Consider the following 21,583-nt stretch of genomic DNA (forward strand, 5'->3'; position numbering starts at 1 on the left):
GACTACCCCTTCGCGGGCCGGAGGGCGAACGACTCGAACCGTACGCGCAGCTCGTCCGCGCCGTCGGGCGCCGCGTGGACCCCGGACTCGCCCCGGCCGAGCGGGGTTCCGGGGTCCGTGGCCTCGGCGACGAGCGCCTCGTTCAGCCACATCCGCAGCCTCGCCTTGCCACCGCTCTGGCCGCACTCGGCGACGACGCGGGCGGCGTCCGCCTTCGGCGCCTTCTCGGGGCCGTACAGGATCACGGGGTCCTGCCCCCCGAGGCGCTTGGCGATCGTGATCTGGCCGGCGCCGCTCACCGCGAACTCATACCTCCCGTCGGCGCCCGCCCCACGGCACCACACCCCGTACGCTCCGGCCCCCTGCTCCAGCCGCGCCTTCGCGCTCACCACCACGACCCCGTCCGGCTCGAGTCGCGGCGCCGTCTTCCACAGCCGCCATCCCGGCCTGACGGTCAGCACGTAGCCGGACCCGACCGGCCGCGCGTCACCCGCCTCCGAGGTCCCGACCGCCCACCCGTCACCGAAGTCGGCCTCGTACGGCCAGCTCTCCGGCCCGGCCTGCGACAACGCCACGGCACCGGCCACACCGAGCGCCACCACGACGCCGACCCCCCAGTACCACCACCGCCGGCCTGCCCGCCGGGTCCCGGTCCCACCACCCTGGACGGCGGAGACGCCTCCGCCCGTCTCGCCACCGGACCCTGAAGGCCCGTGTGCCAGGGTGCTGTCCATCGCGCCCTGGCGACCCCCTGCCCCATCCGACCACCTGTCCGACCACCCCTCGGGCCGCATCAGGGCCTCCGGCCGACCCGCACCGTCAGGCCGCACCAGGGCCTCCGACCGCCCCGCGCCTTCGGGCCGCACGGAAACCTGGGGCCACGCCGGGACCTCCGGCCGACCCGGACCATCCAACCCGACCAGACCACCAGACCGAGCCGGACCATCCAACCCGACCGGACCATCAGGCCGACCCGCGCCGGACCACACCGGAGCGCCCGACGCGGGCGGGGTGGCGGGGCCGGTCCAGGTGTGCTCGACCACCTGGGTGGCCGTGGCGGGGGTGAGCGCGTGGCCGCCGCCGACCAGCGCCTCCAGTAGCCGCTGGGCCGTGGGCCGCAGCTCGGGCCGTTTGGCCAGGGCCCGCTCGACCAGCTCGCGCAGCCCGTGGTCGAGCCCGTCCAGTTCGGGCCCCTCGTTGACGATGCGATACAGCACCTCACCCGGCGCGCCGCCGCCGAACGGCAGCCGGCCCGTGCCGGCGAAGGCGATCACGCCGCCCCAGGCGTAGACGTCGGTGGCCGGGCTGAGCGGCTCACCGCGTACCTGCTCGGGAGCCATAAAAGCGGGGGTGCCCAGGATGGACTGGCTGATCTGGCTCTCGTCCACGAGCTGCGCTATGCCGAAGTCGATCACACGCGGCCCGAGGGGTGAGAGCAGGACGTTCGACGGCTTGAGGTCCCGGTGGATCACCCCGGCGCCGTGGATGGCGGTGAGAGCGGTCGCGATGCCCACCGCCAGGGCTTCCAGGTTGGACCCGGACAACGGCCCCTGATCTCGTACGGCCCGCGCCAGGTCGGGACCCTTGACGTATTCGGTGACGAGGTAGGCGACGTCACCGTCGATCCCGGCGTCCAGAACGGGAGCGGTGCAGAACCTGGCCACGCGCCTGGCGGCGGCCACCTCGCGTTCGAAGCGGCGCCGGAAGGCGGGGTCGCGGGCCAGCTCGGGATGGATCAGCTTGACCGCGGCCAGGCCACCGGTCGGGGTGGCGGCGAGGTGCACCTCACCCATGCCGCCCCGCCCCAGGACGCGCCGCAGCACGTACCCGCCGATGACCCGCTCTCCACTCATCGCAGACACATTAGCCAGATCACGATATTTCCGGATGAGCGAGTGGCTTCGTACCGGCCGGACGTCACCACCCGTCGAGATGGAGGACCTCGTCGAGCGGAACGCGCGAAGCGGGCCGGAAGCTGTCGCCCGTGTAGTAGGCGGTGGGGATGAGCGCCCCCTGCCGGACGTCGTCGGGGATGCCCAGCAGCTCCGCCACCTCGCGCTCGTAGGCCAGGTGCAGGGTGGTCCACGCGGTGCCCAGCCCGCGCGCCCGCGCGGCGAGCATGTAACTCCACACCGCCGGCAGCAACGAGCCCCAGAGCCCCGCCTGGTTGCCCTCGGGCAGCCCGCGCGACCCCACCTGGATGCACGGGATCAACAGCACCGGCACCTCGCCCATGTGATCTCCCAGGTACGCCGCGCTCTCGGAGACGCGTCGCTGCACCTCGGCACGGTCTGGGTCGTCCTCGAACAGGGCCGCGGCCGAGCCGCCGGAGCGGTAGTAGACCTCGAACGAGCGGCGGTAGTAGTCGCCGATCTTCGCGCGGATCCCGGGATCGGTGACCACGATCCACTGCCAGCCCTGGCGGTTGCTGCCGCTCGGTGCCTGCAGGGCGATCTCCAGACACTCCCGTACCAGCTCCATCGGAACAGGACGGTTGAGATCAAGACGTTTCCGCACGCTCCGGGTGGTCGTGAGCAGCTCATCAGGGCCAAGCGATGGGTGAGTCATGAGGCGATGATCGCATCCGCGCGCCGGAAAACGGGGGTGGTGTCCTGCATGCGGCTCGCCAGCGGCTCTAAAGACGCTCGCAACCGGCCCGGCGAACCATCAGAAGACCAGACCATCCGCATCCACTCGGCCGCCAGACGAGGACAGGATCATGCGACGCCTTGCGGGGCTCATCACGCCCCTGATCATCGGACTGCTTTCAGCGGGGCTCCTCGCCACCGGGCCCGCCAACGCCCACACGGCCACCACCCGGACGGCCACCACCCAGACACCCAACGCCCAGACAGCCACCGCCCAGACAGCCAACGCTTGGACTGCCAACGCCCGGACGGCCACCGGACCCGCCGGCCTGAGCGCCTACTACGGCCAGCGGCTCGCCTGGTCCGCCTGCGGTGGCGGCTTCCAGTGCGCGAAGCTCAAGGTGCCGCTCGACTACGCCAAGCCGGCGGGCGCCGGGATCCAGATCGCGGTCACCCGGCTGCGCGCCCGCGGCGGCAAGCGGCTCGGCTCGCTGCTGGTCAACCCCGGCGGCCCCGGCAGCTCGGGTGTGCAGTTCGCCAGGACCAGCGCCAAAACGGTCTTCCCGGCCCGCATCCGCTCACGCTTCGACATCGTCGGCTTCGATCCCCGTGGCGTGGGCGCCTCCGCGCCGGTCCGCTGCTTCACCAGCGCCCAGTTCGACGCCTACTTCGCACTGGACGGCACCCCCGACACGCGCGCCGAGCGGAAGCGGCTCGACCTGGCGCAGCGCGTGTTCGCGCGGAGCTGCCAGGCCAACTCGGGCAAGCTGCTGCCCCACGTGGGCACCCCCGACGCCGCCCGTGACATGGACGTGCTCAGGGCCGCCCTCGACGAGTCGCGCCTGACCTACCTTGGCTACTCGTACGGCACCTATCTCGGCGCGACCTACGCCGACCTGTTCCCTGCCAAGGTGCGCGCCATGGTGCTGGACGGGGCGATCGACCCGACGAAGTCGTCGGCCGAGATGGTCTCCGGGCAGGGCGGCGGCTTCGGCGTGGCGTTCACGTCGTTCCTCAAGGACTGCTTCAAGGTGAAGGACTGCCCGTTCAGGACGCACCGGATCGGCCCGTCCGTCAAGCGGGTCGACGCCCTGCTCCGCCGTACGGATCGAGCGCCGCTGCGCAACAACGCGGACGGCCGGCAGGTCAACGAGGCCATCGTCACCAACGGCATCCTCACCTCGCTCTACAGCGAGGAGTCCTGGCCCCTGCTGCGCAAGGCGTTCGCCCAGGCGTTCAAGGGTGACGGCGAGATCTTCCTGTGGCTCTCCGACCAGGGCAACAACCGGCGGCCGGACGCCACCTACACCAACGACTTCGAGGCCCGCCTCGCGATCAACTGCCTCGACCACCCCTCCAAGCGCGCCAGGACCGGCAAGCAGAGCCTGCCCAGCGCCAACCCGTGCGACTACTGGCCGGTCAGGAGCAGGACGACGCCCAAGGCGCTGCACGCCAGGGGCTCGGGCCCGATCCTGGTGGTCGGCACCGTACGCGACCCGGCCACGCCGTACGCCTGGGCCAGGTCGCTGGCCTCGCAGCTGTCGAAGGGCGTGCTGCTCACCTTCGACGGCGACGGCCACACCGCCTACGGAGGCCCGTCGAGCTGCGTGAACACCGCGGTCGACCGCTACCTGATCACCCGCGTCCCGCCGAAGAAGGGCACCGTCTGCCCCAAGGTCTGACGACCTCGGCGTAGGCACGGGAAGCGGCGGGCGGCTGCGACGACGGTCACTGCGCCGTCTGAGCGAGACTCCCCCGACCGATAGCGTGTGATCACACTTACGAGACGATCGCCACGCGATGGGATGATCACAATGGCTCGTGACGGATTCGCCTTCGAGAGCGCCGACTTTGTGCCCGCGATGATATATCTGAGATCGGCGGCGGAAGATTTGGGCCGCGTGGACTATTACGCGGCACAACAGGTCTCGCTCGGCATCTCCGCCCTGAGTGCGGCGTGCGAGTGGCCGGCCCGGCACGAGTTCATGAACACCTGGGAAGATCTCAAGCAAGAGCTTTCCCATGGCAGGAGGGAGGCCAAGCGCCTGACCTGGCTCCTAGAGGCGACCGAGCGTGGCTACAGCACGGCTGAGAGCGGGAGCGTAGACAATGTGCTCGCCGCCGTGGACACATCCCAGCAGGTTACCGCCACGGTTCCCACTCCCTACGTGGACGATCGGATGCCGTCCTCTCCGTGGTCGTTCACCATCGGCCTGAGCTTCGTGGCGCCGAGCTTGATCGGCCGGAGCTGGGTGGCGTGGGAGAAGAAGCAGGGACCGGCCCTTAAGAGCGATGACCTGCGCCTGGAGCGCTACCAGTGGCGGGGCGCTTCGGCTTATCAGCTGGAGGCGTCGAAGATCGCCGAGCGGAGCCAGGCCACGCTGAGGAACCTGACGTACGCGAAGGCGTTCTCCACTACGGTGGCAGCCGCCGCACTCGCCTGGATCTCCATGGTCGTCCCTTCAGACGAGGACCTCGACCGCGCGATCGCGGGCTGGGACAGCGTCGCCTACGACTGTGCAAAGATCTTCGGACACGACACCCTTGCCGTACGGGAGGCCATCGCCGCGTCCTGGGACGGGCTTGCCAAAAACTCCGCCGAGCTGAGGCTGGTCGAGTTCATCGCCGCGGGCAACCATCTCACCGAGAGAACACACCGCCTGTCCGCCGCACTGTCCGACACGGTTCGCGACCTGAACCGTATCCACCTCATCGCGCTGACATTCTCCGGCGTCAGCCTGGCCGCCATCGCAGGCGCCGGAATCGCGGCCCGGTTCAACCCCGCCCTGCGCCCCGTCACAGAGTTCCTCGGCACCCGGCTGTCCTCGGTGATCCTGTCCTGCGTGCAATTCATCCCGGTGGCGGCCGCGGGAGCGCTCGCCTGGCATCGGGCGGCCGACGCCAGCCGGCCGACCACCATAGGGGACCGCGAGATCTCCGGGTTCAGGCGTCCCTGAGCCGTACGTGACGAGCCATCCGAGCGGCGGCGGCACCGTCAGGGGCTGACGCCTCCTCCAGAACACGGGACGACGATGCACCCTGAAACAGCGAAAACCGCCCTCTGCCTGCGATGTCTCCGCAGGCAGAGGGCGGTTTTCTCGTGTGGAGGTGGCGGGAATCGAACCCGCGTCCTTCAACTCCAAGGCAGGGCTTCTCCGGGCGCAGCCTGCTGTGCTTTTCTCAGCCCCGGCGATCACGCAGGCGTGTCACCGACGGGCTCAGCCACTGTTGGGTTTCCCGAGCTCCCCCGTGGCCGGGTAGCTCGGTTGAGCCTTCTAACGATGCCAGACACCGGGCCGAAGGCACTCCCGGGCTGACAGTGGTTTCGCTACTTAGGCAGCGAGGGCCAGGGAACCCTGGCCGACCACAGTGCGCTTAGAATTGGCACTTGTTGTTTGCGGTCACAGGATTAACGAGGTTATGTCCGCAGTCCTCGGCCCGCTTCACCTGACTTGCAAAGTCAAAGTCGAAGCCAGTCACCCCCTGTGCAGTTGTCAACACGGTTCCGAAGAACCGAGCAACATGACGATACCCCGGTTAACGCCTGAGATGCCAACTTGATTCCCGGCATGGCAGAACCCCCGGGAGCGCGGCGCGAGGCACACGCTCCCGGGGGCCGACCGGCAGGGTCGAGCCGGTCCGGACGGCAGGACTTCCCCCGAGATGAAGTCCTGGCTCATCGCGGCGACCGGGTCCGCAACCCCCCGAGCGGGCCCGGTCACTGTGTAAGACGCCCGCGCCACCCGGATCGGTTGCTCACCGTGACGACGATTTCACGAAGGGTCGTGCAGCGTCGCGAAGAAGTCGCCGGCCACGGCAGCGGGATCGTGGTTGCGGGCCAGGACGGCGATCGCGACGTCGCCCTGCCACCCGACGAACCACGCCTGCCTGCTGCCCTCGTCGCCGGCCGGGGCGGCCACCCCGTAGACCCGGCCGCTGCCGGTCTGCGCGGGGGTGCCGACGGCCCCGGCGCGCATCATCGCGGTCAGCGCGGTGCGCACCTTGGGGTCGAGCGCGACCGGCTGGGGCGGCGGCTCGGGGACGATCTCCGCGGTCGGGTCGGGCGAGCTCGGTTCGGTCACCAGCACGGGCGGGCGCCAGGTGCCGGACGCGACGGCGGCCGCGACCAGCGCCATCGACAGCGGGCTCACCTGGACGGTCTGGCCGGAGATCGCCTTGGCCTTGTCGGCGTCGCTGTCGAGCTTGGGCAGCGAGCCGCTGAACGACTGGAGCGGCAACTGCCAGGACTGCCCGATGCCGAACGCCTTGGCGCTCTTGGCCAGCGCCGCCGCGTCGACCCGGCGCGCGAGCGAGGCCAGCGCGGTGACGCAGCCCTTGGCGAAGTTCTCCTGGAAGGTGGGAGACGGGCCGCCCACCTGGCCCGCCTCGGCGAACCTGGCGCCGCCCACGGTGCGCTCGGCCGGGCAGGCCAGCCGCTGCGTGGGCTTGACCCCGGCCTTGATCAACGCGTCGGAGGCGACGATGGAGAAGGTGGTGCCGGCCGGGTACTTGCCCGCCAGCCCGTCGTCCTCCTCGTCCAGGCCCTTGGCCGCCACGGCGCGGATCTCGCCGTTGGACCGGTCGACCGCCACCAGGGCGCTGACCTCGGCCTGGTCGACCGCTGACTCGGCGGCGGCCTGGATCGCGCGGTCGATCGTGGTCTTGACCGAGAGGTTCTCGCGTCCGGGCCACTCCTGCAGCAGGGCCGACTCCTTGCCGGTCCGCAGATCAAGGGTGATCACCCTGGTCCGCGTGGACCCGGTCAGGTAGTCCTGGTAGGCCTGCTGGAGCCCGCTCTGCCCGACGGAGTCGCCGGCGCGCTGCGGGCCGCCGAGCTTCTGCTCGGTCTCCGGGGTGAGGGCGCTCACCTTGCCGACGATCTCCATCGGCGCGTCGGGAGCGAAAAGCTGCTCCTGGCGCTGGGTGGTGATCTCGCTGATGGTGTCGAGCTTCGGTTTCATCGCGAGGTAGCGCGTGCGCCCGAACGTGGCCAGCTCCACGAACTTACTGGGCGGCGACGACCGGATCCGGCTCAGCAGACGGTCCTGGGCGAACCCGGTGATCGCCGAGAGTCGCCTGACCACCTCTTCGTCCTTGTCGCCGAGCTGCGACGGGATGACACCTGCCACGTAGAGGAACTGGGGGCGCTGCAGCGAGGCGCCGTTTCGGTCGACCACCGGCTGGCGCCGGGTGGGCTTGGTGTCGACGGCGAACCGCTGGCCCTCCTTCAGCTGCGGATGCAGCACCGAGGGCGACCAGCGCACCTTCCACCTGCCATCGACCAGGTGCAGCGGGAGCACCGAGTCGAAGACCCAGAGCGGGTTGTTCTCGCCGAGGTCGACCTCGGCGCTGAAGTCGGCCCGTGACTCGTCGCCGTCGATGCTCACGCTCTTGATCTTGAAGCGGAACGACGCCGCGTCGAGCTCCAGCTTGGCGTTGGCCAGTGCCTTGCGCACCGCCGCCCGCTCGCCGTCGGTGCGGCCGGCGGCCAGGTCGTAGTCCTCGGACTGCCACCCAACGAGGAAGTCGCGCACCGCGTCGTGCGGCGACGACTCGTCGAAGCACCCGGTCAGAGTGGTGCACGCGAGCGCCAGCGTGACGGTCGCGCTGAGAGTACGGCGAGCTCGGCTCATCGGCTACGGTGCCGCAGCGCCCGGGCCATCTCCCGCTTGGCCTGCTGCTCGGCCAGTGTCTGCCGTTTGTCCCAGTCTTTCTTGCCTCGGGCGATGCCGATCTCGACCTTGGCCCTGCCGTCCTTGAAGTAGAGCAGGAGCGGGATGATCGTCAGCCCGCCCTCCTTGGTCTTGGCGGCCAGCTTGTCGATCTCCTTCTTGTGCAGGAGAAGCTTGCGCTTGCGCCGGGCGGCGTGGTTGGTCCACGTCCCCTGGGTGTATTCGGGGATGTGGACGTTGAGCAGCCACGCTTCGCCACCCTCGATGGTGGCGTAGCCGTCGGCGAGCGAGGCCCGGCCCTCACGCAGGGACTTGACCTCAGTGCCCTGCAGCACCAGACCCGCCTCGAAGGTGTCCTCGACGTGGTAGTCGTGCCGGGCACGCTTGTTCTGGGCGATGACTTTCCGCCCGGTCTCACGTGGCATGACTCGACCTTACCGGCGTTCCGCTAGACCCTGAGGTAACGGCGAAGCGTGATAAAGGACGCGAGCACACAGATCACGACGCCGATCCCCAAAGTGCCCATGATGACCGTGGCAACGGAGTCCCAGCCCAGCTGGCTGCCGATCGCGAGGTAGCGGGCCACCTCCTCGAAGATGAGCACCTTCGCCATGATCAGGAAGACCGCGGCCACCACGCCACCGATCAGGCCGGCGATCATGCCCTCCATCACGAAGGGCAACTGGATGTAGAGGTTGGACGCCCCCACCAGCCGCATGATGCCGGTCTCGCGGCGCCGGTTGTAGGCCGACAGCCGGACGGTGTTGCCGATCAGCAGCGCCGCGGCCAAAACCAGGACACCCGCCACCACCAGGGCGGCCCAGCGGAGCGTGTCGAGCATGCTGAAGAAGTTGCCGATCAGGTCCTTCTGGTTGGTCACCTGCGAGACGCCGGGCTTGCCCTCCACCGCCGCGACCACCGGCTGGTAGTTGTCGGGGTCGGACAGCTTGACCCGGAACGACGTCGGCATGTCCTCGACCTTGGTGGCGTCGACGAGCGCCTTGTTGGAGGCGTAGGACTGCTGGAAGTTCTTGTACGCCTGGGCCTGGTCCTCGTAGAAGACCTCCTTGACCCCGGGGGTCTGCTGGATCTGGGCCTGGAGGGCCTTGGTCTGCTCGGCGGTGATCGCCTTGCCCTTGCAGGCAGGGATGGCGGAACCCTTGTTGCACAAGAAGACCGAGACCTCGACCTTGTCGTACCAGAAGTCCTTCATCATCGAGACCTGAGTGTTGATCATCAGGCCGACGCCGAGCATCGCCATGCCGACCGCCACGGTGATGATCACCGCGATCGTCATGGTCAGGTTGCGCCGGAGGCCGATCCAGACCTCGGAGAAGATGAAATTCGCCCGCATTTCTGCCTGCTACTCCTGTCAGTACGCCTGGCCGTAAACGCCACGCGACTGGTCACGGACGATCTTGCCGTCCTCCAGCTCCACGACGCGCTTGCGCATGGAGTCGACGATGGCCGCGTCGTGCGTGGCCATGACGACCGTGGTGCCAGTCCTGTTGATCCGGTCGAGCACCTTCATGATGCCGATGCTCGTCGCGGGGTCGATGTTGCCCGTCGGCTCGTCGGCCAACAGGATCATCGGCCGGTTGACGAACGCGCGGGCCATGGCGACGCGCTGCTGCTCGCCGCCGGACAGCTCGTCGGGCATCCGGTGGGCCTTGCCTTCCAGGCCGACCAGCTCGATGACCTCGGGCACCACCTTGCGGATGAACCGCCGCGGCTTTCCGATGACCTCGAGCGCGAACGCCACGTTCTCGTAGACGTTCTTGTTCGGGAGCAGCCTGAAGTCCTGGAACACGCAGCCGATGCGGCGGCGCAGGTGAGGCACCTTGAAGTTGGAGAGGCGGGCCAGGTCCTTGCCGGCGACGTGGATCGCACCGGAGTTGGGCCGCTCCTCCTTGAGGATCAGGCGCAGGAAAGTGGACTTCCCTGACCCCGAAGAGCCGACGAGGAACACGAACTCGCCCTTGTCCACGTCGACGGAGACGTGGTCGAGCGCGGGCCGGTTCTGGTTCGTGTAGACCTTGGTGACATTATCGAAATGGATCACGAGAGCATCACGGCATGCCAGTCTAGAGGTCGAGACGGAAGCGAGGGTGGCACATGCCCACTTCCCGCCGCTCGCCCATCGGGGACGTCTCTCTTTACCAAAGATCGACGTTCCGATTGGCCAGAGGACAGTCTAGGGGGAAGACTGGCATGGAACGTCCATAACGGAAACAAAACGATTGTGCGGCTAGACTTGGGGCTGACATGAGTTGCGAACACCTCGTATGCGCGCAGTGTGCCCACCCGGTCATCGAGGGCCGCTGCGCCCTCTGCCGAGCCAATCGCGAGCGGATGCACCACCACGGATTCGGCGGGCTGTCACCCGCGCTGATCATCCTGCTGCTGGTCGTCCTGCTCTTCCTGACCCTGGCGCTCAAGCACCTGAGCGGTCTCTGACCTTCAGGCGGTCTCTGACTCCTGGCGACGCATCCAGCGGATCTCCGACTCGATGAAGTCGTCGATGTCGCCGTCGAGGACGGCCGTCGGGTTGCCCGCCTCCGTGCCCGTGCGCAGGTCCTTCACGATCTGGTAGGGGTGCAGCACGTAGTTGCGGATCTGCGTGCCCCATGACGTCGTGCTGGCGCCGCGCAGCTCCGACATCTTCTCGGCCTCCTCCTGGCGCTTGCGCTCCAGCAGCTTGGCCTGCAGCACGGCCATCGCCGAGGCGCGGTTCTGCAACTGCGAGCGCTCGTTCTGGCAGGAGACCACGATGTTGGTCGGCAGGTGGGTGATGCGCACCGCCGAGTCGGTCGTGTTGACGCCCTGGCCGCCGGGGCCGGACGAACGGTAGACGTCAACGCGGATCTCGTCCTCGTTGATGTCGATGTGGTCGGTCTGCTCGACGACCGGCACCACGTCGACGCCCGCGAACGAGGTCTGGCGGCGGCCCTGGTTGTCGAACGGGCTGATGCGGACCAGCCGGTGGGTGCCGTGCTCGCCGCGGAGCGTGCCGTAGGCGTAGGGGGCCTTGATCGTGAAGGTGGCCGACTTGATGCCGGCCTCCTCGGCGTAGGAGGTGTCGTAGACCTCGGTGGAGTAGCCCTTGCGCTCGGCCCAGCGGAGATACATCCGCAGCAGCATCTCGGCCCAGTCGGCGGCGTCGACCCCGCCGGCCTGGGAGTTGATCGTCAGCAGCGCCTCGCGGGAGTCGTACTCGCCGGACAGCAAAGTGCGGACCTCGAGCGCGCCGATGTCGGAACGGAGCGAGGAGAGCTCCTTGTCGGCCTCGGCCTTGGTGTCGTCGTCGCCCTCCTCGGCCGCGAGCTGGTAGAGGACGCCGAGGTCGTCGAGCCGGCGGACCAGGCCGTCGACCCTGTTGAGCTCCCCCTGGAGGTGGGACAGCTTGCTGGTGACCTTCTGGGCCTGGTCGGGGTCGTCCCACAGATCGGGGGCGGCAACCTGCTGCTCCAGCTCTTCGATCTGCTTGCGCATCGCGTCGAGGTCGAGGACGTCCTGGATGCTCCGGAGGGTGCCCGCGAGCTCGTTGATCTCTTCTGCCGGATCGATGACTGCCACGTCTCCCAAGGGTACGCGACCCTCGCCCGCCCGAATAACATGGCGAGGTGCGTACACAAGGTCGGCGGAAGGCGCTGGCGCTCGCCGCCGTCCTGCTGGCCGGGGCGACCGCCTGCTCCGCCTCCTCGCCGCCCGCTCCTTCCGAGGCGGCGGCGACGACGGCCGCGAGCGGGCCCGCCACGCCCGCGCCGCAGCCCCCCGCCGTCACGCGGGCCCAGGCCGCCGAGGCCTTCGCCACCTTCGTCGCCACCGACGACCTGCTGCGGGCCGGCGGCGACCTGCGGCTGGCCCTGGAGATCAACCGCGACGCCGAGGCCAAGCTGACCGAGGCCGCCTTCAAGTCCACCGGCAACAAGCCGCCCCGCTACCGGTGGGGGTCTCCGACCTTCTACGTGCCGCGGTTCGGCGCGGGTGAGGCCGCCCCCTGGTTCACCGTGCTGGTCACCCGCGACGACCGGCCCACGCTGCTGACCTTCGCCAAGTCCGGCGACTGGCGGCTCAGCTCGGCGACGCGGCTGCTGCCGGGGCAGAAGGCTCCGGTGATCGCGCTCGACGCCGAGGGCTACGCGGCCGTGGTGGCCCCTGGCGACAGGAGCGTCACGATCAGCCCTCAGTACATGGGGCCGCTGCACGCCACCGTGGCGGAGACCGGGGCCACCGGCGCGGCGGGTCTGATCGCCTCGGGCCCCTACACCACGGACCTCGCCGAGGAGATCACCGTGGAGCGCGACCGGGCCAAGGCCGACGGGTTCAGCTACGACTCGATCTTCAGCGGCAACGACTATCCCGTCTACGCCCTGCGCACCGAGGGCGGCGGGGCGCTGATCCAGTATTCCCTGTCGCGCAACACGACCACGACCACCAAGACGGCCGAGGACGACTACATCCCGGTGCCCGAAAACGCCCGGTGGGCGGTCGACGCCCACGTGGTGCGGCGCACGCTCAGGCTCACCGAGACCCACCAGTACGCCACGTCCGTGCCCCCCTCGTCGGCCCCGGCCGCCGCGCGGGTCATCGCCCACGACGGCACCCTGACCCGCGCCTCCGGGGAGTGACCGGCCCGCGGTTCACGCGCGGTCGTCGGCGCCGGCCAGCCATCGCGAGTTGCGCACCGCCATGACGTGGATCTCCTCGTCGGTGAACCCCGCGGCGAGCAGGCGGTCGGCGAGCAGCGCCAGGCCGTCCTCCACCGGCGGGTTGAACGGCTGGCCGAGGTCGCTGGACAGGACGGAGTGCCGGGGACCGACGGCGCGGATGGTGCGCAGCCAGGTCTCCCAACTGATCTTGCCGGTGTGCGGGGTGGTGAAGCAGCGTTCGAGCAGCGCGCCCTTGGCGGCCAGCCGGCGCTGCCGCTCCGGCTCCATCCGCTGCGAGGTGAACTCAGGGTGCGTGATCACCATCCGGCGCACCCCCTCCTCGACGGCGGCGTCGACCACGGCCTCGCTCTCCGCCGAGCTGACGTGGCCGGTGGCCAGGGTCAGGTCGTGCTTGGCGATCACCCGGAGCACCTGCCGGGTGTGGTCGAGCACGCCGCCGTCCGGGCCCACGACGTCGACCGGGTCGGCCGCCAGCCCATCGGCCCGCAGTTCCTCCTGGAGCCGCGCCCACATCGGGGGCCGGGCTCCTTCGGGGTCGTGGGCGGCGCACTCCCGCTGGTTGGCGCTGTCGACGGTCGGCAGCCAGACGACGCGAGCGCCGCTCCGGGCGGCCAACTCCACCGCGACCGGGTTCATGCCGCCGACCGATCCGTTCAGGGTGATCGCGCCGACCGCGTCGAAGCCGGGCACGGCGGCGCGCACCACCGCGGCCCGCTCGGCCGTCGGTACGTAGTGGGACTTGAGCACGAACCCGGCCAGACCGGTCTCGGCGAACCGGGGAGCCAGGGACAGGTCGTCGATGCGCCGGCGCATCACGTCGGGCGCGACGTGGATGTGGATGTCGTACGCGCCCGCCACAAGTTCGCGAGCCCGCCGGGAAGGCGTCGGCTGGCCGGCCATGCCCACCTCTGATTGTCGACATAAAGGGCAATGAAGTGTTAACGATCTTGGCTGCCGGCGTCAAGCCCGGGATCATCTACCCGTTCGCCGCCCGCGGCCCGTCGCCCTCGGCTCCTCGCCCTCGTCCTGGGCATCCCGACTGCGTCGGACCGCCTCCTCTGGCGGCCAGACGTCAGCGATATTGTCACCAATCTGGTGCTACATTCCCGTAGCCGAAGACCAGAGGAAACGGATCTTGAGTCTCGAAGTGAACGGCCGCCCTCGCGTCGCGGTGCTCGGCCTGGGCGAGGCGGGCAGCGCCATCGCGATCGACCTCGTGGCCGCCGGCGCCTCGGTACGCGGCTACGACCCGGCCGTGCCGGCGCCCCCGGGCGTGACCGAGGCAGCCGGCGAGGCGGAGGCCGCGCGCGGTAGCGACCTGGTCCTGAGCGTCAACAGCTCCGCAGCGTCGGCCGGCGCCCTGCGCGCGGGCCTCGACGGCTGCGCCCCCGGCACCCTGTGGGCCGATCTCAACACCGCGTCCCCGCAGGTCAAGCGGGAGCTGGACGGCATCGCCACCGAGCGGGGCATCGGCTTCGCCGACGTCTCCCTGATGACTCCCGTGCCGGGACGCGGGCTGCGCACCCCGATGCTCGTCTCCGGCGCCGGCGCGCGGCGCTACGCCGGACTGCTCACCCCGCTCGGTGCCTTGGTCGACGTGCTCGACGGTCCCGCCGGGCTGGCGGCCGAGCGCAAGCTGCTGCGCAGCGTGTTCTTCAAGGGCCTGGCCGCCGCGGTGATCGAGGCACTGGCCGCGGCGCGCGCCGCCGGCTGCGAGGACTGGCTCCGCGACAACATCGCCGACGAGCTGACCCGGGCTGACGCCGGCACCGTGCGCCGGCTGGTGGAGGGCACTCATCGCCATGCCGTGCGCCGCACCGCCGAGATGCGGGCCGCCGCCGACATGCTCGACGACCTGGGGGTCGCCCCGCTGATCAGCCGGGCCACCCAGGATCTGCTGTCCCGGATCGACGCGCGGCGGTGACCTGTGGGGGTCACCGCCGCGACGCCTCGCCGTACCGGACGAGGTGTCAGGCCTCCGTGTGGGGAGGCAGCGTACTGGCCGCGACCAGGGTGCGGATCGCGCGCAGCGCGACCGACAGGGTGGCCAGGTCGAAGGTGTCGCTCTCCCAGATCTCCGACAGCGTCTGCCGCGAGCGCCTGACCGCCGCCGCGTTGCCCTCGGTCCAGTGGGCCAGGCGGTCCTCCGGCGACAGGCCGGGGGTGCTGTGGGTCAGCACGTCCCGGGTGAGCGAGGCGTGGGCCGCGTAGAGGTCGTCGCGCAGGGCCGATCGGGCCATCGAGTTCCACCGGTTGTCGCGGGGCAGCGCGATGACGCGCTCCCTGAGCCGGGCCAGCTGCAGGCGTTCGGCGAGGTCGAAGTAGACCTCCGCCACCTCGTTGACCGGCCGGCTCGTCAGCGACGAGATCTCCACCAGGTCGAAGGTGGAGTAGGCGGGCACCATGGCCGCCACCCGCTCGGCCAGTTCGATCGGCACTCCCCTGGCGACGAACGAGTCGCGGCGATCCTCGAAGGCCGTCAGGTCGGGGCCGGCCAGCAGCTTCGGCATGTGCGCGAGCAGACCGTCCACGCCCTTGACGAAGAAGCCGACCGAGCCCGCGAGGTCGAGCGGCGGACGCCGGTTGATGAGCAGCCAGCGGGTGCCGCGCTCGGCCAGCTTGCGGCCCTCCAGCAGCATGGCGATCTGCGTGTCGGTGTCGATCTGGTTGTCCAGGGCCTCGACCTGGCGGTAGAAGCCGGGCAAGTCGAACACCTCGCGGGCGACCAGGTAGGCGCGGACGATGTCGGGCGCCGAGGCGCCGGTCTCCTCCGCGAAGCGGAACATGAACGTGGTGCCCATCGAGTTGACCAGCTCGTTCACCACGCCGGTGGTGATGATCTCGCGGCGCAGCGGGTGGGCGTCCATGTACGTCCGGAACCGGTCGCGCAGCGCCGACGGGAAGTATGACACCAGCCAGGAGGCCAGGTAGGGGTCGTCGGGCAGGTCGGAGCCGAGCAGGTCGGCGTCGAGCCCCAGCTTCGTGTAGGCCAGCAGCACGGCGAACTCGGGCTGGGTCAGGCCGAGCCTGGCCTGGCGCCGTTCGGCCAGCGTCTTGTCGGACGGCAGGAACTCCAGCTCGCGGTTGAGCAGCTCGTCGCGTTCCAGCTTGCGCAGGTAGCGGGAGTGGATGTGGAGCATCTCCACGGCCTGGGTGCTGGCCGCGGCCAGCACCACGTTCTGCGCGTAGTTGTCGCGCAGCACGAGGTCGGCGACCTCGCCGGTCATCGAGGTGAAGAGCTGGTTGCGCTGCTTGTCGGTCAGCTCGCCGTCGCGCAGGACCTGGTCGAGCAGGATCTTGATGTTCACCTCGTGGTCGGAGGTGTCGACGCCGGCCGAGTTGTCGATGAAGTCGGTGTTGATCAGGCCGCCGTCGCGGGCGAACTCGATCCGGGCCAGCTGGGTGAGGCCCAGGTTGCCGCCCTCGCCGACGACCTTGCAGCGCAGCTCTCCGGCGTCGACCCGGAGCCCGTCGTTGCCCTTGTCGCCCACGTCGGTGTTGGACTCGACGCCGGCCTTGACGTAGGTGCCGATGCCGCCGTTCCACAGCAGGTCGACGGGCGCCCGCAGGATGGCGCTGATCAGGTCGCCCGGCGCCATCGAGGCGACGCCCGCCGGCAGGTCGAGCACCTCGCGCATCTGCGGCGTGATGGAGATGGACTTGGCCGTACGCGGGAAGACGCCGCCGCCCGCCGAGATGAGCTTGTCGGAGTAGTCGAGCCAGGAGCTGCGGGGCAGCTCGAACAGCCGCTGCCGCTCGGCGTAGGAGCGGGCCGCGTCGGGCGTGGGGTCGACGAAGATGTGCCGGTGGTCGAAGGCGGCCACCAGCCGGATGTGCTGGGACAGCAGCATGCCGTTGCCGAACACGTCTCCCGACATGTCACCGACGCCGACCACGGTGAAGTCGGTGTTCTGCACGTCGACGCCCATCGTGCGGAAGTGGTACTTGACCGACTCCCAGGCGCCCCGGGCGGTGATGCCCATGGCCTTGTGGTCGTAGCCGATCGAACCGCCGGAGGCGAAGGCGTCGCCGAGCCAGAAGCCGTACTCCTTGGCCACGGCGTTGGCGATGTCGGAGAACGTCGCGGTGCCCTTGTCGGCGGCGACCACCAGGTAGGGGTCGTCGCCGTCGTGCCGTACGACGTCGGGCGGCGGCGAGACCTTGCCGTCGACCAGGTTGTCCGTGACGTCGAGCAGGCCGGAGATGAACATCCGGTAGCAGGCGACGCCCTCGGCCAGCAGGTCCTCCCGCGAACCGGACTTCGGCGGACGCTTGACGACAAATCCACCTTTAGACCCAGTGGGCACGATGACGGTATTTTTCACCATCTGCGCTTTGACCAGGCCCAGAATCTCCGTCCGGAAGTCCTCCATCCGGTCCGACCACCGCAGCCCGCCCCGGGCCACGTTGCCGAAGCGCAGGTGCACGCCCTCGACCCGCGGCGAGTACACGAAGATCTCGTACTTCGGCCGCGGCAGCGGCAGCACGCTGATCGCCTGCGGGTCGAACTTCAGGGAGATGTACGGCTTACGGCGAGAAGGAGCGGTCTCGTCGGCGCTCTGGAAGTAGTTGGTGCGCAGCGTCGCCTGGATCATCTCCAGGTAGGCCCGCAGGATCCGGTCCTCGTCCAGCGAGGCGACCGCGTCGAGCGCGCCCAGGATCTCCTCGTGCAGCGCCTCGACCAGGTCGGCGCGCACGTCGTCGGAGCGCCGGGGGTCCAGCCGCGCCTCGAAGAGCCGCACCAGCAGCCGGGCCAGCCGCACGTTGCCGAGCAGTACGCGTTCCATGTAGCGCTGCGAGAAGGTGGTGCCGGCCTGGCGGAGATACTTGGCGTAGACCCGCAGGATCTCGACCTGCTCCCAGGTGAGCCCGGCGCGCAGGATGAGCGCGTTGAAGTTGTCGGCCTCGACCTCGCCCTTCCACAGCGCCGTGAGCCCGTCCTGGAAGAGCCGCTTGAGGTCGTTCCGGTCGACCTCGGCCGACGGCGTGAACCGCAGCCCGAAGTCGTAGATCCAGGCGTTCCGGGTGGCGGGGTCGTTGTCCGTGTCGATCTCGTAGGGCCGCTCGTCCACGACCTCCACGCCGAGCCGCTGGATCAGCGGCAGCGCCTTCGACAGCGAGATGGGTGAGCCCACCTTGTAGACCTTCAGCCGCCGCTCCCCCTCTGCGGCGTCGTACGGCTCGTACAGGTTGAGCTCGATCTCGTCGTCGGGTGCGCCGGACAGGCGCTCCAGGCGGCGCAGGTCGGCCACGGCCACCTTGGGCGGGAAGTCGGCCTTGTACCCCTCAGGGAAGGCCGACTGGTAGCGCTTGATGAGCACCGGGGCCTCCTCCTCGGAGGCCATCTCGGTCAGCGCCGTGGCCAGGTCGTCGCCCCACGAGCGGGTGATCGCGGCCAGCCGCGCCTCCAGCTCCTCGACGTCGACCTTGGGCTGGGGCAGCTGCTTGCCCCGCTCGCCGCGCACGACTACGTGCAGCCGGGCCAGGGCCGACTCGCCGACCATCGCGCTGTAGTCGAGCGTGGCGCCGCCCAGCGCCTTGAGCAGCACCTCCTGCATGCGCAGCCGGACCTGCGTGGTGTAGCGGTCGCGCGGCAGGTAGATCAGGCAGGAGATGAAGCGGCCGTAGTCGTCGCGGCGCAGGAACAGCTTGACCTGCTTGCGCTCGCGCAGCCGCAGCACGCCGAGCGCGATCGGCAGCAGTTGCTCGACCGAGGTCTGGAACAGCTCGTCGCGCGGGAACGTCTCCAGGATCTCCATCAGATCCTTGCCGTCGTGGCTCTCGGCCGCCAGCCCGGCCAGCTCCAGCACGTCGCCCAGCTTGCGCCGGAGCACCGGGATCCGGGTGATCGACTCGTTGTAGGCCACGTGCGTGAACAGGCCGAGGAAGCGGCGCTCGCCGACCACCTCGCCGTCGGGCGAGAACAGCTTGACCCCGATGTAGTCGAGGTAGGCGGCGCGGTGGACGGTGGCCCGGGAGTTGGCCTTGGTGATGATCAGCAGGCGCTTCTCGCGGGCCTTGGCGCGCACCTCGGGCGGCAGCACGGAGAAGCTGGACGAGCCGATCTTGTCGTCGCGCAGGATGCCGAGCGCGGCCCCGGGCACCGCGCGCAGCGCGTCGCCCTGCTCGGTGGCCTCCAGCCGGTACTCGCGGTAGCCGAGGAAGGTGAAGTGCCCGTCGGCGAGCCAGCGCAGCAGGTGGAGGCTGTCCTCGACCTCGGCCGGCTCCAGCGGCGGCGGGTTGACCGACAGGTCCTCGGCGGTCTGCACGGCCTGGGTACGCATCTTGGCGAAGTCCTCGACCGCGTGGCGCACGTCGGCCAGGACCCGCTGCAGGTCGGCCTCCAGCGACGTGAGCACGCCGGGGTCGGACTGCTTGTCGATCTCGATGTGCATCCACGACTCGACCAGCAGCTGACCGGTGACGTCCTCCTGGCCGCGCCCGAGCGCCCGGCCCGTCATGTCGCGGTTGACCCGCATCTGGGGGTGCACCACCAGGTAGGTGCCGATGCCCTGCCGGTCGAGCTCCATCGTCACCGAGTCGACGAGGAACGGCATGTCGTCGGTGACGACCTCCACCACCGACCGCCCCGGGTCCCAGCCGTTGTCCTCCAGGGTGGGGGTGAAGGCCCGGATCACCGCTCGGCCCTGCGGACGCACCTCGGCGAGCTGCCGCTGCGACATCGCTGGACCGTACACGTCGACCGGGTCGCGATCGAACAGGTCGTCGGGGGCGACGTGACGGTAGTAGATCCGCAAGAAGGACAGCGCTTCCTCGGGGCTCACATGGTCGCTGCCGGCCGCGCACTGCTGCGCGACTCTCTGGAGCAGCTCGTCCTTGGCCTCGTCGAGCGGCATTTCGCTCTCACTCCTTTGTGAGGGTTTGCCATACATGTTCATAGGCAGGCTCTTAGTTCCCACAGCTGCGGGAAGTAGTGCAGGCCGGTCCTACCGTGCAGGTAGGGGGCGCCCGTCGAGCCGCCGGTGCCGGATTTGGTGCCGATCTGCCGTTCGACCATCCGCACGTGTCGCGTCCGCCACTGGGCGGCGGTCTCGTCGTGCGTCAGCAGGTCTTCGGCCAGTTGCCACAGGTCGTCGTACGACCCGCGGTCCCTCGCCACGGACAGCAGCGAGCCCATGATCTCGTCGTCTGAGACCGGCAGGCCACGCTGGGAGAGGGCGGTGAGATAAGCATCCCACAATGTGGGTTCATCCAGGCGACGGCGCAGCCTGGCGAGTTCGTCGTCCGTGGCGTCCCGCAGCCGTCCGAGATAGCGGTGATCCTTGAGGCCGGACAGGAACTCCAGCTCCCGGAACTGCACCGACTGGAACCCGCTGGCCGGGGCCAGCTTCGCGCGGAACTCCAGGAAGTCCTGCGGGGTCATCGTCTCCAGGACGTCGACCTGCTCGATCAGCACCCTCTCCACCGTGTGCACCCGGCGGAACAGGTGCCTGGCCCGCCAGAGCTCCCCCGCGAACATGGCGTCGCGGGCGGACTCCAGCTCGTGGAGCAGGAGCTTGAACCAGAGCTCGTAGACCTGGTGGATGGTGATGAAGAGCAGCTCGTCCGGCGCCTCGGACTGCGGCAGCTGCTGGGAGAGCAGGCCGGGCAGACTGAGGTATTCGCCGTAGGACAGGCGGCCGCCTTCCTCACCGAACCGCCGGTCGGAGGGGTCGGAAGGGATGGCCGCATCAGGCTTGGACCCCACCGAACACCTCCCCCACCTCGCCCGGTCGTCGTTGACCGGGCGAACGCGTTGCAGTACCGATACCACCCGAAAAGGGCAGATACGTCAACGCGACATGGACATCGGAGGATCGTCTTCGGAGGCGGAGGAAATGTGCCTGAGCTCGTCGAGCCGACCGGGAACGTCGACCAGCTCCTTGAGCTCGGCCTGGCAGGAGGTGCACGTGTCGAGGTGACGCTCGAACGCCTCGTGCTCGCCCTCGTCGAGGACGCCGAGAACGTAGGCCGCCACCCCTTCGTGCATTACCCGGCTACCCCCTTGTCTTGCAGAAGCACGCGCAGAGCCCTGATCCCGTAGTAGAGCCTGGACTTCACCGTGCCCGGCGGGATCCCCAGAATCTCCGCCGCTTCACTTATCGTACGGTCCCGGAGGTAGGTCTGTTCAATGACTTCGCGGTGTTCTTCTGACAGATTGCGTAGTGCGTCGGCGACAACCATCGCCGATAACGCACGGTCTGACCCGTCTGGGACCGCGAGCATGTCGACTTCCGGTGGCTCGACCTCATGAGGACGAACACTCTTGCGTCGACGTCCGTCGATCACAATGCGGCGGGCCACGGTCAGCAGCCACGCCCAGATGAGGCCCGGTTCCCATTGCAGTCTTGCCGAGTTACGCCAGGCTCTGACGATCGTCTCCTGTACGACGTCTTCCGCCCATTGCAGATCGTTTCCGGTCGACTTGCGTACGTGGCGCAGCAGAGGGCCGCCGAACTCCTGGTAGAGCGCCGTGATGCGATGCTCAGCCTCAGCATCCGCACTCTCGAATCTGCCGTCGAGGTGACCTAGCACGGGGCACATCTTTACACCTTCGTTATCAGTCCGGTAGCCACTCCGATAACTCCAGTCATTTCTGACTATTCCGGTTGATGAGTGAACCGGCCCGGAGAAAACCGCGTACCTCCGA

The 21,583-nt window shown here is 69.3% G+C and carries 17 protein-coding genes and 1 other RNA gene; 5 read left to right on the top strand and 13 right to left on the bottom strand.

Annotated elements, in window-relative coordinates; translation table 11 throughout:
* Nucleotides 1–2: 2 nt before the first annotated feature.
* Both AC5L3X_RS10505 and AC5L3X_RS10510 read right to left on the bottom strand, forming a co-directional pair.
* Nucleotides 3–1,853: a serine/threonine-protein kinase gene (locus tag AC5L3X_RS10505; protein WP_494856645.1), complete on the bottom strand. Its 1,851-nt coding sequence runs from the start codon at nt 1,851–1,853 to the stop codon at nt 3–5.
* Between the two features lie 64 nt (nt 1,854–1,917).
* Nucleotides 1,918–2,481, bottom strand: a complete 564-nt coding sequence (locus AC5L3X_RS10510; protein ID WP_494856647.1) for a nitroreductase family protein — start codon at nt 2,479–2,481, stop codon at nt 1,918–1,920.
* Nucleotides 2,482–2,719: 238 nt separating this feature from the next.
* On the opposite strand from AC5L3X_RS10510, the gene AC5L3X_RS10515 reads away from it, so the two are divergent.
* On the top strand, nt 2,720–4,270 hold the full coding sequence (locus AC5L3X_RS10515; RefSeq protein ID WP_494856649.1) for an alpha/beta hydrolase: 1,551 nt from the start codon (nt 2,720–2,722) through the stop codon (nt 4,268–4,270).
* A 132-nt stretch (nt 4,271–4,402) separates the two neighbouring features.
* Nucleotides 4,403–5,545: a hypothetical protein gene (locus AC5L3X_RS10520; RefSeq protein ID WP_494856651.1), complete on the top strand. Its 1,143-nt coding sequence runs from the start codon at nt 4,403–4,405 to the stop codon at nt 5,543–5,545.
* Between the two features lie 143 nt (nt 5,546–5,688).
* Here the strand turns inward: AC5L3X_RS10520 and ssrA are convergent.
* From ssrA to ftsE, 5 genes are all read right to left on the bottom strand, one after another.
* Nucleotides 5,689–6,072: a transfer-messenger RNA gene (gene ssrA, locus AC5L3X_RS10525) on the bottom strand.
* A gap of 289 nt (nt 6,073–6,361) precedes the next feature.
* Nucleotides 6,362–8,221, bottom strand: coding sequence for a penicillin-binding transpeptidase domain-containing protein (locus AC5L3X_RS10530; RefSeq protein ID WP_189124778.1), 1,860 nt, complete (start codon nt 8,219–8,221; stop codon nt 6,362–6,364).
* Nucleotides 8,218–8,685 (bottom strand): SsrA-binding protein SmpB, encoded by a 468-nt coding sequence (smpB, locus tag AC5L3X_RS10535; protein ID WP_189124779.1) that lies wholly within the window; start codon nt 8,683–8,685, stop codon nt 8,218–8,220. The genes AC5L3X_RS10530 and smpB overlap by 4 nt, the downstream gene beginning before the upstream one ends.
* A 23-nt stretch (nt 8,686–8,708) precedes the next feature.
* On the bottom strand, nt 8,709–9,614 hold the full coding sequence (gene ftsX / locus AC5L3X_RS10540; protein ID WP_189124780.1) for a permease-like cell division protein FtsX: 906 nt from the start codon (nt 9,612–9,614) through the stop codon (nt 8,709–8,711).
* A gap of 18 nt (nt 9,615–9,632) precedes the next feature.
* On the bottom strand, nt 9,633–10,322 hold the full coding sequence (gene ftsE, locus AC5L3X_RS10545) for a cell division ATP-binding protein FtsE (RefSeq protein WP_189124781.1): 690 nt from the start codon (nt 10,320–10,322) through the stop codon (nt 9,633–9,635).
* Between the two features lie 203 nt (nt 10,323–10,525).
* Here ftsE and AC5L3X_RS10550 point away from each other — a divergent pair, with 203 nt between their 5' ends.
* Nucleotides 10,526–10,717, top strand: coding sequence for a hypothetical protein (locus AC5L3X_RS10550; RefSeq protein ID WP_189124782.1), 192 nt, complete (start codon nt 10,526–10,528; stop codon nt 10,715–10,717).
* Between the two features lie 3 nt (nt 10,718–10,720).
* Here AC5L3X_RS10550 and prfB read toward each other — a convergent pair whose 3' ends face one another.
* Complete coding sequence (prfB, locus tag AC5L3X_RS10555) at nt 10,721–11,836, bottom strand: peptide chain release factor 2 (protein WP_494856654.1); 1,116 nt, start codon at nt 11,834–11,836, stop codon at nt 10,721–10,723.
* A 47-nt stretch (nt 11,837–11,883) separates the two neighbouring features.
* On the opposite strand from prfB, the gene AC5L3X_RS10560 reads away from it, so the two are divergent.
* Complete coding sequence (locus AC5L3X_RS10560; protein ID WP_494856656.1) at nt 11,884–12,891, top strand: DUF8094 domain-containing protein; 1,008 nt, start codon at nt 11,884–11,886, stop codon at nt 12,889–12,891.
* Between the two features lie 12 nt (nt 12,892–12,903).
* Here the strand turns inward: AC5L3X_RS10560 and AC5L3X_RS10565 are convergent, their stop codons facing one another.
* On the bottom strand, nt 12,904–13,833 hold the full coding sequence (locus AC5L3X_RS10565) for a DUF6282 family protein (protein ID WP_494856657.1): 930 nt from the start codon (nt 13,831–13,833) through the stop codon (nt 12,904–12,906).
* A gap of 235 nt (nt 13,834–14,068) precedes the next feature.
* Here AC5L3X_RS10565 and AC5L3X_RS10570 point away from each other — a divergent pair, with 235 nt between their 5' ends.
* Nucleotides 14,069–14,857 carry an NAD(P)-dependent oxidoreductase gene (locus AC5L3X_RS10570; RefSeq protein ID WP_494856659.1) on the top strand — a complete coding sequence of 263 codons (789 nt, stop codon included), beginning with the start codon at nt 14,069–14,071 and terminating at the stop codon, nt 14,855–14,857.
* 46 nt (nt 14,858–14,903) lie between these two features.
* Here the strand turns inward: AC5L3X_RS10570 and AC5L3X_RS10575 are convergent, their stop codons facing one another.
* The 4 genes from AC5L3X_RS10575 to AC5L3X_RS10590 all read right to left on the bottom strand — a co-directional run bounded on the left by AC5L3X_RS10575 (nt 14,904) and on the right by AC5L3X_RS10590 (nt 21,477).
* On the bottom strand, nt 14,904–19,790 hold the full coding sequence (locus AC5L3X_RS10575; RefSeq protein WP_494856660.1) for an NAD-glutamate dehydrogenase: 4,887 nt from the start codon (nt 19,788–19,790) through the stop codon (nt 14,904–14,906).
* A gap of 38 nt (nt 19,791–19,828) precedes the next feature.
* Entirely contained in the window at nt 19,829–20,641 is an 813-nt protein-coding gene (locus AC5L3X_RS10580; RefSeq protein ID WP_494856662.1) for a tryptophan 2,3-dioxygenase, read from the bottom strand.
* Nucleotides 20,642–20,725: 84 nt separating this feature from the next.
* Nucleotides 20,726–20,923 carry a zf-HC2 domain-containing protein gene (locus AC5L3X_RS10585; protein ID WP_494856663.1) on the bottom strand — a complete coding sequence of 66 codons (198 nt, stop codon included), beginning with the start codon at nt 20,921–20,923 and terminating at the stop codon, nt 20,726–20,728.
* On the bottom strand, nt 20,923–21,477 hold the full coding sequence (locus tag AC5L3X_RS10590; protein WP_494856665.1) for a sigma-70 family RNA polymerase sigma factor: 555 nt from the start codon (nt 21,475–21,477) through the stop codon (nt 20,923–20,925). Before AC5L3X_RS10590 ends, AC5L3X_RS10585 begins: the two co-directional genes overlap by 1 nt.
* Between the last annotated feature and the right edge of the window lie 106 nt (nt 21,478–21,583).

The sequence above is a fragment of the Nonomuraea sp. CX421 genome (assembly GCF_059358955.1).

Excerpts from the sequence above, each read along its gene's own strand:
- AC5L3X_RS10585 (WP_494856663.1), bottom strand. The coding sequence starts at position 20,923 with ATGCACGAAGGGGTGGCGGCCTACGTTCTCGGCGTCCTCGACGAGGGC.
- AC5L3X_RS10505 (WP_494856645.1), bottom strand. The coding sequence starts at position 1,853 with ATGAGTGGAGAGCGGGTCATCGGCGGGTACGTGCTGCGGCGCGTCCTG.
- smpB (WP_189124779.1), bottom strand. The coding sequence starts at position 8,685 with ATGCCACGTGAGACCGGGCGGAAAGTCATCGCCCAGAACAAGCGTGCC.
- AC5L3X_RS10590 (WP_494856665.1), bottom strand. The coding sequence starts at position 21,477 with ATGTGCCCCGTGCTAGGTCACCTCGACGGCAGATTCGAGAGTGCGGAT.
- AC5L3X_RS10515 (WP_494856649.1), top strand. The coding sequence starts at position 2,720 with ATGCGACGCCTTGCGGGGCTCATCACGCCCCTGATCATCGGACTGCTT.
- AC5L3X_RS10520 (WP_494856651.1), top strand. The coding sequence starts at position 4,403 with ATGGCTCGTGACGGATTCGCCTTCGAGAGCGCCGACTTTGTGCCCGCG.
- AC5L3X_RS10550 (WP_189124782.1), top strand. The coding sequence starts at position 10,526 with ATGAGTTGCGAACACCTCGTATGCGCGCAGTGTGCCCACCCGGTCATC.
- ftsX (WP_189124780.1), bottom strand. The coding sequence starts at position 9,614 with ATGCGGGCGAATTTCATCTTCTCCGAGGTCTGGATCGGCCTCCGGCGC.
- AC5L3X_RS10575 (WP_494856660.1), bottom strand. The coding sequence starts at position 19,790 with ATGCCGCTCGACGAGGCCAAGGACGAGCTGCTCCAGAGAGTCGCGCAG.
- AC5L3X_RS10510 (WP_494856647.1), bottom strand. The coding sequence starts at position 2,481 with ATGGAGCTGGTACGGGAGTGTCTGGAGATCGCCCTGCAGGCACCGAGC.
- AC5L3X_RS10565 (WP_494856657.1), bottom strand. The coding sequence starts at position 13,833 with ATGGCCGGCCAGCCGACGCCTTCCCGGCGGGCTCGCGAACTTGTGGCG.
- AC5L3X_RS10530 (WP_189124778.1), bottom strand. The coding sequence starts at position 8,221 with ATGAGCCGAGCTCGCCGTACTCTCAGCGCGACCGTCACGCTGGCGCTC.